This is a genomic window from Streptomyces sp. MS191 (assembly GCF_008042125.1).
Taxonomy (GTDB): domain Bacteria; phylum Actinomycetota; class Actinomycetes; order Streptomycetales; family Streptomycetaceae; genus Streptomyces.
Window position 1 is genome coordinate 3,037,802 of sequence record NZ_RDBI01000040.1, and the last position, 11,641, is coordinate 3,049,442.

Consider the following 11,641-nt stretch of genomic DNA (forward strand, 5'->3'; position numbering starts at 1 on the left):
GAGCCGTTCGCCAGCGAGGCCGCCCAGATGCGGGCCGAGATCGTGGCCTACGTGACGACGGTGATCGGCGCGGCGGCGAAGGAGACCCACCGGGTGACGCACCGCGATCCGGAACTGGCCGAACGGGACGTGGCCGGTCTCTCCCAGGCCCTGGTCGGGGCGGCGGAGTCGCTGGCCGGCTGGGCCAACGAGACGCCGGGCATGACGGCCTGGGAGGCGGCGGCGACGCTGATGAACTTCTCCTGGGCGGGTCTCGGCAACCTCATGAACAGCGAGCGCTGGTCTCCCCGCTGAAGCCCGTCAGATGCAGGCGTTCCCCGCGCCTGAGCTGGAAGCGGCCCTGCCCGTCCGCCGCGTAGGACACCGTGCCGGGCAGCAGGACAGGCGCCTTGAACGCGGCCTGCGCGTAGGGGTGTTCGCCGTCCGGGTCCCGTTCGGCCAGGCAGCGGGCGAAGGTCCACATGCCGTGCGCGATCGCCCGGGGGAAGCCGAAGGCGCGGGCGGTGAGCGGGTGGAGGTGGATGGGGTTGCGGTCGCCGGACACGGCGCCGTAGCGCCGGCCCAGGTCCGCCGCGAGGTCCCAGGAGGCGGTCTCGGGCAGCGGGACGTCCGGCGGCACCTGCCGCGGGGACGGGTCCTCGTCCGGGGCACCCTCGGGCCGTGCGTGGCGGGCCAGGTAGCCGCTGCGCGACTCCCAGACCAGCTGGCCGTCCAGCCGGGCCTCGGTCACCAGCGTGGCCTCGGTGCCCCGGCGGTGCGGGGACAGGGACGCGGTGTGGACGGTGATCCCGGGGCGGTCGTCCGCGGTGAGCGGGGCATGACGGGTGATCGTGATCCAGGTGTGGACCAGGCCCAGCAGCGGCAGCGGGAAGTCCCGTGCCGTCATCAGCCGCATCGCGGCCGGGAAGCCGAGGACGTGCGGATACGTCGGCGGCAGCGGAGCCTTGCGGCCGGGGCCGCCCGCCGCGCCGGCCTCGTCGGAGTGCCCGGTGGTCCGGAAGCCGCAGATCCGTGCGTAGGCGGCGAGGTGGTCCCGATCGATCGGCCGGGGGCCGAGGGTGACGCGGGTCCCCGGCGGCCGGGCCTCCGGGCGGACCTTACGGAAGGGGGAGCGGGCCACGGCCGCGGCGAGCGGGATGAGGTCGCCCATGGTGCTCACGCTCCCGGCAGGCTCTGGCCGCAGACGCGGACCCCCTGGCCGTCGACCGCGCCCGGGTGGGCCGTCGTCCCGGCGACGTCGACGGGGAGGCCGCCCTCGGACGGCGCGTTCATCGGGCGGCCAGTCGTGGCGGTGAGGTGCAGATAGCGGTCGGCCATTGTCCGGACTCCCTGCCTGGTCTTAGATTTACCGAGAAGTAAGGTTACTTGAGAGTCAGGAGGTGGGTCGAGATGTCGCCGAACCGGCGGCCCCCGGGGCCGTATCGTGACACCGCCCTGGAGCAACGCCCCTGAGTGGCACGCCACTTCACCCCCGGCCGCCGCGCCCGCCCGGGGGCCACGTACCGACGCACGACCTCAGTTCATCTCGACGACCGAGGAGCCGCACGTGCCCGTCGCCACCGCCGCAAGCATCCCGCCCGTCGAGCCGAGCAAGACGCTGGTCGACGGAAGGGTGCGGGAGGTCTCCGTACCGCCGCTCGTCCCCCGGGTGCAGCGCGGTTCGCTCGCCGACATCCCGTACCGGAACGCCCGCGAGGCCCCGGACGCCGTCGTCTTCGGCCGCAAGCGGCAGGACGGCACCTGGGAGGACGTCACCGCCTCCGCCTTCGCCGCCGAAGTCCACTCCGTCGCCAAGGGGTTGATCGCCCAGGGGCTACGGCCCGGCGACCGGATCGCCCTGATGGCGCGCACCACCTACGAGTGGACCCTGCTCGACTTCGCCGCCTGGGCCGCGGGGCTGATCACCGTCCCGGTCTACCCCACGTCATCCGCCTTCCAGGCCCGCTGGATCCTGCAGGACTCCGGGGCCGCCGCCTGCGTCGTGGAGGACATGGCCCAGGCCCGGATGGTCTCCACCGAACGGCGCCAGCTCCCCGGCCTCGCCCACCTGTGGGTCTTCGAGGCGGGCGCCGTCGACCACCTGCGCAAGGCCGGGGCCCGCATCCCCGACGAGGTGGTGACCGTACGCCGCGGACTGCTCACGCCCGAGACCCTCGCCACCCTGATCTACACCTCGGGCACCACCGGCCGGCCCAAGGGCTGCGCCCTCACCCACGCCAACTTCTTCGCCGAGGTGGACAACGCGACCGAGCTGCTGCACCCGGTCTTCAAGACGATCAGCAAGGAGCCGGCCTCCACCCTGCTGTTCCTGCCGCTGTCCCACGTCTTCGGCCGGATGGTGGCGATCGGCTGCGTCCGCGCGCGGGTGCGGATCGGGCACGCGCCCTCCATCGACGGCGACGACCTGCTGACCGACCTGGCGGCCTTCCGGCCCACGTTCCTGGTGGCCATCCCGTACGTCCTGGAGAAGGTCTACAACAACGCCCGTGCCACCGCCGAACGGCTCGGCCGGACCTCCTCCTTCGACCGTGCGGCCCGCGTCGCCCGCCGCTACGGCCACACCGACGACCCCTCCCTCGGCCTGCGGGCGGCCCGCGCGCTCTACGACCCGCTGGTCTACCGGCGGATCAGAGCGGCGCTCGGCGGCCGGGTCCGGTACGCGGTCTGCGGCGGCTCGCCGCTCGGGGCGCGGCTGGCGGAGTTCTTCGCGGGCGCCGGCGTCGAGGTCTACGAGGGGTACGGGCTCACCGAGACGACCGCCGCCTCCACGGTCACCCCGCCGCAGCGCCCGCGCACCGGCACGGTCGGCTGGCCCCTGCCCGGCACGGCGGTACGGATCGCCGCCGACGGAGAGGTCTGGCTCAAGGGCGGCCACGTCTTCGCCGGCTACTGGGACTCCCAGCGCGGGGTGGCGCTGCCCTACACGGACGAGGGCTGGTTCCCCACCGGCGACCTGGGCTCCCTCGACGAGGACGGCTACCTGCGGATCACCGGCCGCAAGAAGGACATCCTGATCACCTCGGCCGGCAAGAACGTCACCCCGGCCCCGCTGGAGGACTGGCTCCGCGCCCATCCGCTGGTCGGCCAGTGCATGGTCCTGGGCGACAACCGCCCGTACATCACCGCCCTGATCACCCTCGATCACGAGGGCCTGGTCCACTGGCGGCGGATGCGGAAGAAGGACCACATCGCGCTGTGGGAGCTGGCACGGGACGAGGAACTGCTCGCGGCTCTCCAGCGGGCGGTCGACGAGGCCAACCGGCTGGTGTCGCGGGCGGAGTCGATCCGGATGTTCCGGGTGCTGACCACGGAGTTCACCGAGAGCAGCGGCCATCTGACGCCCTCGCTCAAACTGAAGCGGGGCGCGGTGCTGCGGGACTTCGCACGGGAGGTGGAGTCGATGTACGAGGGGCACGAGCTGCGCGAGGGGTGACGGGCGCGGAGCCCGTCACGCGCCCTCGACGGGCCGGGCGCGAGGAGGCGGACCGGCGCGCGCGCCCCGGCCGGCCGGGAGCGGGGCGTCGGAGCCCGGCAGGAAACTCCCTGCGGGCGGCTCACACCGAGAGGGGCACCTCGTGGATCTCGTCGGCGGCGTGGCCGGTGCGGGCGTGGACGCGCTGGACCGCGGCGGCGGAGGGCCCGGTGGAGAGGCAGTACACCGTGCCGGACTCGGGGTCGGCCCACGCCTGTTTGAAGTGCACGCCCTCGTCCTTCTCGATGGCGAGGTCGGCCGCGTGGACCTCCCGGAGCTGCTCCTCGGTGATGCCCACCATGTCGTGGTGGACATCCATGAACGTACCCATGTCGCTCCACCTCCTCCTCTCATGGTGCGCTCGCGCCCCGGTCAGGGCCAGAGCAGCTCGCGCGTCCAGGGGGACGACGCGTCGTCGCGGCGGTAGCGCAGCCGGACGTGGCGGCGCCGCTCGTCGCCCTGGAAGAACTCGACCTCGGCCGGCTCCAGGACGTACAGCGTCCAGGTGTCCGAGGCGGCCTCCGGCTCCGCCCGGGCCCGTTCCCAGGCCGCGGCGCTCGCCTCGGCCAGCACCTCCGTCGACGGCAGCACCTCGCTCTGCCGCCCCACCAGCGCGGAGGCCAGCGCCCCGGTCGACCGGGCGTGCAGGTCCGCGTACGCCTCCTCGGCCGTCCCGGTCGTCACCCGCCCGCGCACCCGGACCTGGCGGCCCTCGCGCGGCCAGTAGAAGCCGAGCGCGGCCTCGGGCCGGGCGGCCAGCTGGCGGCCCTTGGCGCTGGTGGCGTGCGAGGCGAAGTGCCAGCCGCGCCCGTCCGCGCCGTGCAGCATCAGCATCCGCACGTCGGGGCGCCCCGCCTCGTCGACGGTGGCCAGCGACATCACGTGCGGCTCCACCTCCCCGGCCTCGGCCGCGGCCGTGAACCACGCGTGGAAGAGGCCGAGCGGATCGGCCGGGGCGTCGGCGGTGCGGAACTCCGGCAGCGCGGTGTCCCAGACACGCAAGGACCGCAGGGCCTCGTGAAAACGCGACTCGTTCATGGCGTTCATCATGAGGCCCCGCGGCCCGGTGGTGCGGTGGGGGTGTCAGCCGGTGAAGTACCCGGCGACGTCGGCGATCAGGTGGACGGTGCCCGTGTGGTTGTAGAAGGTGACCTTGCCGTCCTTGACGGGCACGACGACGAGGTTCGGGACGGTCTGGCCGGCGACGAAGTTGAGGTTCGAGGCCGTGCGCGTCGTGCCGTACGGGTAGACCGAGACGAAGCCGGCGGCGGTCGGCTCGGTCGCCGTCACGTTCATGACGACGGCCGTGTACTTCGTGCCGACGGTCAGCGTCACGGTCTTGCCCGTGCCGACCTTCCCGGCCGGTACGCCGGTGCCGGTGCGGGTGTCGAGCACGCGCTTGGGCTGCATGCCGGTGAAGACGGAACCGGTGCCGTCCTTGTAGTAGCCGGCGACGTCGGCGATCAGGTCGACGGTGCCCGCGTGGTTGTAGAAGGTGACCTTGCCGTCCTTGACCGGGACGATCACCAGGTTGGGGACGGTCTGGCCGGCGACGAAGTTGAGGTTCGACGCGCCGCGCGCGGTGCCGTACGGGTAGACCGACACGAAGCTCGTCGCCGTCGGGTTGGTCGCGGTGACGTTCAGCGCGACCGCGGTCACGCCGGGCTCGGTGACGGGCAGCGTGACGGTGCCGCCCGCGCCGACCTTGGCCTTCGGGACGCCGGTGCCCTCACGGGTGTCCATCAGGCGCTTCGGCGTGACCGGCTGGTACTCCGAACCGGCCGTGCCCTCGGCGTAGTAGCCGGAGACGTCCGCCAGCAGGTCGACCGAACCGCTCTTGTTGTAGAACTCGACGTAGCCGTTGACCACGGGCACCGTCACCAGGTTCGGGACGGTCCGCCCCGCCTTGAAGTTGAGGTTCGAGGCCGAGGTGCGCCGGGTGTCGTTCGGGTAGACGGAGACGAAGCTGTCCGCCGTCGCGTTGGTCGCGGTCACGTTGAGGACCACGGCCGTGACGCCTTCGGCGGGCACGCCGGCCTTCCCGGCCACCCGCAGGCTGACCGTGCCGCCCGGACCGACCTTGGCCTTCGGGACGCCCGTGCCGTCACGGGTGTCCATCAGGCGGGTGGGGGTCACCGGGGTGTACGTGCCGGGCACCGTCGTCAGCGAGCTGCCGTTGACGTCGAACGCGCCGAAGGAGGAGTGCACGGGGCCGGTGCCGTCCAGCGGACGGGCGATCAGCTCCCAGCGGTACTGGCCGGACTCCACGCCACGGCCCTGCGCGTCCTTGCCGTCCCACTTCACGCGGACGGCGCCGCCGGTGCCCTGCGTGCCGGTGAAGGTGCGGACGCCCTCACCGTTGCCCTTGGCGATGCGGAGCTCCCACGAGCCCACCGCCTTCGAGAAGCGCCACACGGGGGACCAGGTGGCGGCCTGCGGCTCCACCCCGGTGCCCTCGAAGGTGAGCGGCTCGACGGAGTGCGTGAGCGGGGCGAGCGGCTGGGCGGCCACGCCGACCTTCTTGACGTGGACGTTCTTCGCGGCGTCGACGTACGCGACACCGGAACCGAACTTGTCCACGGTCCAGCTCTGGCGCCGGCCCGAACCCATGGCGGCGGCCGGCAGATCGGCCAGCTGCGAGGTCTCGCCCGTGAGGAGGTTCGTGAGCTGGAGCTCGTCCTCCACGTGGCGTACGACGTAGCCGTCGCCGAGCAGGGCCTCGCCCGTGGGGACCGTGACGCTCTTCTTCTCCGTGTGGTCGTAGACGCCCGCCTTGGCGGCGCCGCAGGCCCAGTACAACCAGCGGCCGACGGCCTGGAGTTCGGTGGGCTTGCAGCCGGAGCCGAGGTCCAGCGGCGCGGAGGTGCTCCCCGTCTTGAGGTTGTACGAGTTGACCTGGCCCGTGGTGGCGGTGGGCTGCCAGACCTTCGCGTCCCACAGGGCCGCGGCCGAGTCGGTGATCGTGCGCTTCACGTCCGGGACGTTGCTGTCGTAGTTCTCCAGGTCGGCCACGTACTTCGTGGTGCCGCTCTCGGCCAGCACGTACCGGCCCGCCGCGTCCACCACATGGGCGTTGGAGACCGGGAGTTCGGCGGTGCGGGAGGTCGTGGCGTCGATCCGGGCGTAGAGGCGCTTTCCGTCGGCGTACACGGAGTCGCCGTCGCCCGTCGAGAACAGCCCCTGTCCCGTCGGGGCGATGATCCTGGCCCGCAGCTGCGGCGTACCCGCCGTCGGCGGCGTGGCCGACAGGTTGGTGTCGACGTCGTGGAGCCCCAGCGTGTCGATGCCGGAGACGTTCGTGCTCAGGTAGTTGACCCGGCCGCCGCCGAGGGCCAGCCCGGCGTAGTACGTGGGAACCTGCGGCACCTTCCGCACGGTGGCGACCTGGGGGGTGCCGTTCGCGGAGAGGCTGACGCGGCGCACGGCCCAGTCGGTCGCGCTGTCGCCGCCGACCACCAGCAGGCTGCCGTCGGGGGCCGCGGTGAGCTTCGTGGTGGCGTGCGGGAGGAGCTCCACCACCTCGCCGGTGCCGATGCGTACGGCCTGGAGCTTCTCGCCGACGACGAAGGATTCCCGGTGCTCGGGAACGGCCTGGGCGAGGACGATCCAGTCGCCGATGATCGCGACCGAGTCGAACGAGGTCGCGCCGTCCAGCGGCTTCGGGAGCTGTGTCTCGACGCTCGCCTTCGGCTGGGACCGCGGAGCGGTGGATATCCGGTTCTCGACGAAGTTGTAGATCCCGAGGTGGTCGGTGCCCAGCTGGATGCCGACGCCTTCGCTCCCCGACCACGGGGAGAGGGTCGCGGTGGCGTAGTCGAGGTAGTAGCCGCCCTCGACGAGGTGCCCCTCCTGCCAGGTGCTGAAGAGCGCGCCCCCGGCGTCCTGGCCGACGAGCCGCAGTTCCTCGAAGGTGGCCTCGAACCCCGTCACCGGGCGCTCGACGGTCTTGCCGTCCACGACCTGGAGCAGCTGGAATCCGGTGTAGCGGAAGTCGTCGGAGCGGGTCGTCGTGACCACGGTGTCGGTGGTGAAGGCCCCGCTGAAGTGCCGAGCGGCGGGCAGCGTCAGCGCGAGGCGCTCCTGCCCGGTGGCGACGTCCGTGACCGTGACGCGGTCGAGCGACACCGCGGGGTCCGCCGCGACCTTCGCGTACAGGCCCGAGTGGCCCTTGGCCTGTTCTTCGGTGATGGGCTTGGTGGCGCCGGTCTCCGCGTCCGTCCAGAGATAGCCGGCCGTGCCCTCCTGGCGGTGGGCGTAGCCGGTGCTCCCGGCCTGCGTCAGCTCCTCGCCCCGCGGCTGGAAGCGGCCCGGGTCCGGGATGACCACCTCGTCCGAGGCGGTCGCGTTGCCGGCGGCCGGTGCGGCCGCGGTCGCCGTGCCCGCCGTCGCGGCGCACATCCCGGCCGTGATGCCGAGGGCGGTGGCGAGAGCGAGCGCTTTCTTCCGGTGCGTGCGTACGTGTGCGTTCAAGGAAAATCCCCTCCGTGAATGCCTGTTCCAGGCGACGGGCGGGCGCCGATGCGGCGTGACACGCACACCGCCCCCTCCGGCACACCCCACCCGAGACGGTGATCGTAACAGCGGCACCATCCGGGGAGAAGAGAGTTTCGAACTCGTTCAAAGGGTTCCGGAAAAGCCCCGGGGCCGGGTCGTCGCGGTGGACGACCCGGCCCCGGGGGCGGATCACGGTGCGGGCGCTTCCGCGCCGAGGGCGTCAGCCGGTGAAGTAGCCGGCGACGTCGGCGATCAGGTCGACGGTGCCGGCGTGGTTGTAGAAGGTGACCTTGCCGTCCTTGACGGGCACGACGACGAGGTTGGGGACGGTCTGGCCGGCGGTGAAGTTGAGGTTGGAAGCGCCGCGCGTGGTGCCGTACGGGTAGACCGAGACGAAGCTGGTCGCCGTCGGGCCGGTCGCCGTCACGTTCATGACGACGGCCGTGTACTTCGTGCCGACCTCCAGCGTCACGGTCTTGCCCGCGCCCACCTTCCCCGCGGGGACGCCCGTGCCGTAGCGCGTGTCCATGAGCCGCTTGGGCTGCATGCCGGTCAAGCGGGAGCCGCCGGCGGCCTTGTAGTACCCGGCGACGTCGGCGATCAGGTCGACGGTGCCGGCGTGGTTGTAGAAGGTGACCTTGCCGTCCTTGACCGGGACGACGACGAGGTTGGGGACGGTGCGGCCGGCGGTGAAGTTGAGGTTGGACGCGCCGCGCGCGGTGCCGTACGGGTAGACCGAGACGAAGCTGGTCGCCGTCGGGGCGGTGGCGGTGACGTTGAGCACGACGGCCTGCACGCCCGGCTCGGTGACCGGCAGGGTGACCGTGCCGCCCGCGCCGACCTTCGCCTTCGGGACGCCGGTGCCGTCCCGGGTGTCCATCAGGCGCTTCGGCGTGACCGGCTGGTACAGGGCGCCGCCCCAACGGTCGGTGTAGTAGCCGGCGACGTCCGCCAGCAGGTCGACCTCGCCGTTCTTGTTGTAGAACTCGACGTAGCCGTTGACCACCGGGACCGTCACCAGGTTCGCGGCGGTCCGGCCGGCCGGGAAGTTCAGGTTCGAGGCCGCGGTGCGCGGCATGGTGTTCGGGTACACGGAGACGAAGCTGCTCGCCGTCGCGTTGGTCGCGGTGACGTTCAGGACGACGGCCGTGACGGTCGTCGCCGGGACGCCGGCCGTGCCCGTCACCTTCACCCGGGTCACGCCGTCGGCGTTGAGCTTGCCCTGCGGGGCGCCGAGGCCGCTGCGGGTGTCCATGATCCGGGTCGGCGTCAGGGGGACGTACGTGCCGGGAAGCGTCGTGGCCGAGCTGCCCGAGACCCGCACGGTGCCGGTCAGCGTCTTCTGGTCGGCGGGGGCGGTCCCGCCGAGCGGGAGGACCTCCAGCGACCAGGTGTAGTCGCCGTCGAGCACGGCGCGGCCCTGGGTGTCCTGACCGTTCCAGGTCGTCCGTACGGCGGCTGCCTGGCCGCGGTCGCCGCCCGTGGTGCGGACGACCACGCCGTTGTGGTCCTTGACCGTGAGGCGCCAGGGGCCGACCTTCCGGGAGAAGCGCCACACGGGCTCCCACTCGGTCTCCGGTTCGAGGCCGATCAGGCTGCCGAAGGACAGCTCCGCCGGCACGACGGAGCTCAGGGGGGTCATCGGCTGCGCGGCCACCGGGACCTGGCGGACCCGGATGTCCTTCGCGGCGTCGAGGTAGGCGACGCCGCCGCCGAACTTGTCGACGGTCCACGTCTCGCGGCGGCCGGAGCCGGATGCGGAGGCGGGGAGGTCGGCGAAGTCGGTGGTCTCGCCGGTGGCGGCGTCGGTGAGCCTGAGCTTGTCGCCCTCGTGGCGGACGACGTAGCCGTCGCCGAGCAGCGCCTCGCCGGTGGGCACGGCCACGCTCTTCTTCAGCTGGTGGTCCCAGACGCCGGCCTTGTCGGCGCCGCAGGCCCAGTAGAGCCAGCGGCCGACGGCCTGGAGTTCGGTGGGCTTGCAGCCGGACTTGATGTCGAGCGCGGCCGAGGTGACCTTCGTCTTCAGGTCGTAGGAGTTGACCTGGCCCGCGGTGGCGGCGGGCTTCCAGACCTTGGTGTCCCACAGCGCCGCGGCCGAGTCCGTGGTGAACGGCACGTCCGGCAGGTTGACGTTGGGGTTCTCCAGGTCGGCGACGTACTTCGTGGTGCCGTTCTGGGCGAGCGCGTACCGGCCGGCGCCGTCCACCACCCGGGCGGTCGTGGGGAGCTGGGCGCCGCGCAGCGAGTCGGTGGTGATCGGCGAGCGGAGCTGCTGGCCCTCCGAGTAGACCGACTGGCCGTCGCCGAGCGAGGCCACGCCCTGCTCCGCGTTGAACGTCTTCATCCGCAGCTTCGGGGCGGGCGGCGTGACGCCCTTGGTGTCCAGGTCGTAGAGACCGCTCATGCCGTGCGCCTCGGTGTCGGCGAGGTAGGTCACGCGTCCGCCGCCGAGGGCCAGGCCGCGCATCGTCGCCGGGAAAGCCGGAAGCTTGCGGACGAGGGTCGTCTTCGCCGCGCCGTCGTCGCCGACGGTGATCCGGTGCAGGGCCCAGTCGGTGGCGCGGGTGCCGCCGGCGGCCAGGACGCTGCCGTCGGCCGTGATCGCGAGACCGCTCTCGTCGGCCCGGTACAGGACCTCGGTGACCGTGCCGCCGCCGACCGGGATCGACCGCAGGGCGTTGCCCCGCTCGAAGCCGTTCTCCGGGTAGGTGAGGGAGCGCTGGAACAGCACGCGGTCTCCGACGACCGAGACGTAGTCGCCGGGGCCCTCCGAGCCCGTGGCCGCAGGCAGCTTGGTGGTGACCACGGGTGCCGAGAGGTCGGCGCGCGGTACGGAGAACACCTCGTCCGCATAGCTCGCGTGCGCCACGATGTGACGCTCTCCCATGACGTAGGAGAGTCCGACCCTGAAGTCGGCCGACAGCGGCTTCAGGGTGGCGGTGGCGTAGTCGAGCAGGTAGAGGCGGACCGTGGTGGTGCCGGCCACCTGGGCTTCGACGAGCGCGCCCCGGGCGTCCTGGGCCACGACCCACGGGTCGGAAATCGCGGGCAGGTCCGCGACGGGCCGCTCCACCGTCGTGCCCTCGGCGGTCACCTGCCACATGCTCACGGAGGTCAGGACGTCGTCCGCCCCCTTGGCGTACGTGACCGTCATGTCGGCGGTGTACGCCCGGCTCCAGATCTGCCCGTCCGGCACAGTGATCGCCTTCTGCGATCCGGTGGCCAGGTCGGACACGGTGATCGTGCCTTGCCGGCCGGACGCACCCGCGGCGAACTCGGCCCACAGGCCCAGGTGGCCGTCCTCGGCCTGGATCGCGTTGACGGGAGTGTTCGTCCCGGTCGCGAAGAAGATCCGCGAGGAGGTCCAGCGGGTGGCGCACGCGGTCCCGGTGAAGGACTACGACGCCCGACTGTCGGTTTGAACGAGTTCGAAACCCGCTTCCGGGACGGCTGGGGCCACTGTTACGATCAGCGTCTCGGGTGGCGTGCGCCGCAGGGGACAGGCCGGATCAGACGGTCTCGTCGGCCCCCACCCGCAGCCTGATCAGGCATTCCCGGAGGGGGAACCATCACCGTGCACCGTCACGCGCGCGCCAGACGCGCAGAGCAGTCGCCATCGCCCTGGCGACCGGCATCACCGCCGGCCTGTGCGCCGCCACCGCCGGCCCCGCCGCC

The 11,641-nt window shown here is 72.4% G+C and carries 7 protein-coding genes and 1 pseudogene; 2 read left to right on the plus strand and 6 right to left on the minus strand.

Going from position 1 to position 11,641, the window contains the following annotated elements:
* A pseudogene (locus EAO71_RS21255) lies at window positions 1–294 on the plus strand (TetR/AcrR family transcriptional regulator); the annotation flags it as partial.
* Here EAO71_RS21255 and EAO71_RS21260 read toward each other — a convergent pair.
* Window positions 263–1,150 carry a MaoC/PaaZ C-terminal domain-containing protein gene (locus tag EAO71_RS21260; RefSeq protein ID WP_147979145.1) on the minus strand — a complete coding sequence of 296 codons (888 nt, stop codon included), beginning with the start codon at window positions 1,148–1,150 and terminating at the stop codon, window positions 263–265. The pseudogene EAO71_RS21255 and the gene EAO71_RS21260 sit on opposite strands and share 32 nt — an antisense overlap.
* Before the next feature lie 5 nt (window positions 1,151–1,155).
* The gene (locus EAO71_RS37820; protein ID WP_187282776.1) at window positions 1,156–1,317 is read right to left on the minus strand and encodes a hypothetical protein; all 162 of its coding nucleotides are present in this window, start codon (window positions 1,315–1,317) and stop codon (window positions 1,156–1,158) included.
* A 205-nt stretch (window positions 1,318–1,522) separates the two neighbouring features.
* On the opposite strand from EAO71_RS37820, the gene EAO71_RS21265 reads away from it, so the two are divergent.
* A complete protein-coding gene (locus EAO71_RS21265) occupies window positions 1,523–3,433 on the plus strand; it encodes an AMP-dependent synthetase/ligase (protein WP_399756583.1) in 1,911 nt (636 codons plus the stop codon).
* 121 nt (window positions 3,434–3,554) lie between these two features.
* On the opposite strand, the gene EAO71_RS21270 is transcribed toward EAO71_RS21265, so the two are convergent.
* The 4 genes from EAO71_RS21270 to EAO71_RS39000 form a co-directional block, all read right to left on the minus strand.
* Window positions 3,555–3,803: an SCO4226 family nickel-binding protein gene (locus EAO71_RS21270; protein ID WP_147979147.1), complete on the minus strand. Its 249-nt coding sequence runs from the start codon at window positions 3,801–3,803 to the stop codon at window positions 3,555–3,557.
* A gap of 41 nt (window positions 3,804–3,844) precedes the next feature.
* The gene (locus EAO71_RS21275; protein ID WP_410093980.1) at window positions 3,845–4,510 is read right to left on the minus strand and encodes a pyridoxine/pyridoxamine 5'-phosphate oxidase; all 666 of its coding nucleotides are present in this window, start codon (window positions 4,508–4,510) and stop codon (window positions 3,845–3,847) included.
* 45 nt (window positions 4,511–4,555) lie between these two features.
* Window positions 4,556–7,942 carry a FlgD immunoglobulin-like domain containing protein gene (locus EAO71_RS21280; RefSeq protein ID WP_147979149.1) on the minus strand — a complete coding sequence of 1,129 codons (3,387 nt, stop codon included), beginning with the start codon at window positions 7,940–7,942 and terminating at the stop codon, window positions 4,556–4,558.
* A 244-nt stretch (window positions 7,943–8,186) separates the two neighbouring features.
* Window positions 8,187–11,201 carry a hypothetical protein gene (locus tag EAO71_RS39000; RefSeq protein ID WP_147979150.1) on the minus strand — a complete coding sequence of 1,005 codons (3,015 nt, stop codon included), beginning with the start codon at window positions 11,199–11,201 and terminating at the stop codon, window positions 8,187–8,189.
* Window positions 11,202–11,641: the final 440 nt, after the last annotated feature.

Bases quoted from the DNA above. Each gene is read 5' to 3' on its own strand.
- EAO71_RS21260 (WP_147979145.1), bottom strand. From the start codon at position 1,150: ATGGGCGACCTCATCCCGCTCGCCGCGGCCGTGGCCCGCTCCCCCTTC.
- EAO71_RS37820 (WP_187282776.1), bottom strand. From the start codon at position 1,317: ATGGCCGACCGCTATCTGCACCTCACCGCCACGACTGGCCGCCCGATG.
- EAO71_RS21270 (WP_147979147.1), bottom strand. From the start codon at position 3,803: ATGGGTACGTTCATGGATGTCCACCACGACATGGTGGGCATCACCGAG.
- EAO71_RS21275 (WP_410093980.1), bottom strand. From the start codon at position 4,510: ATGAACGAGTCGCGTTTTCACGAGGCCCTGCGGTCCTTGCGTGTCTGG.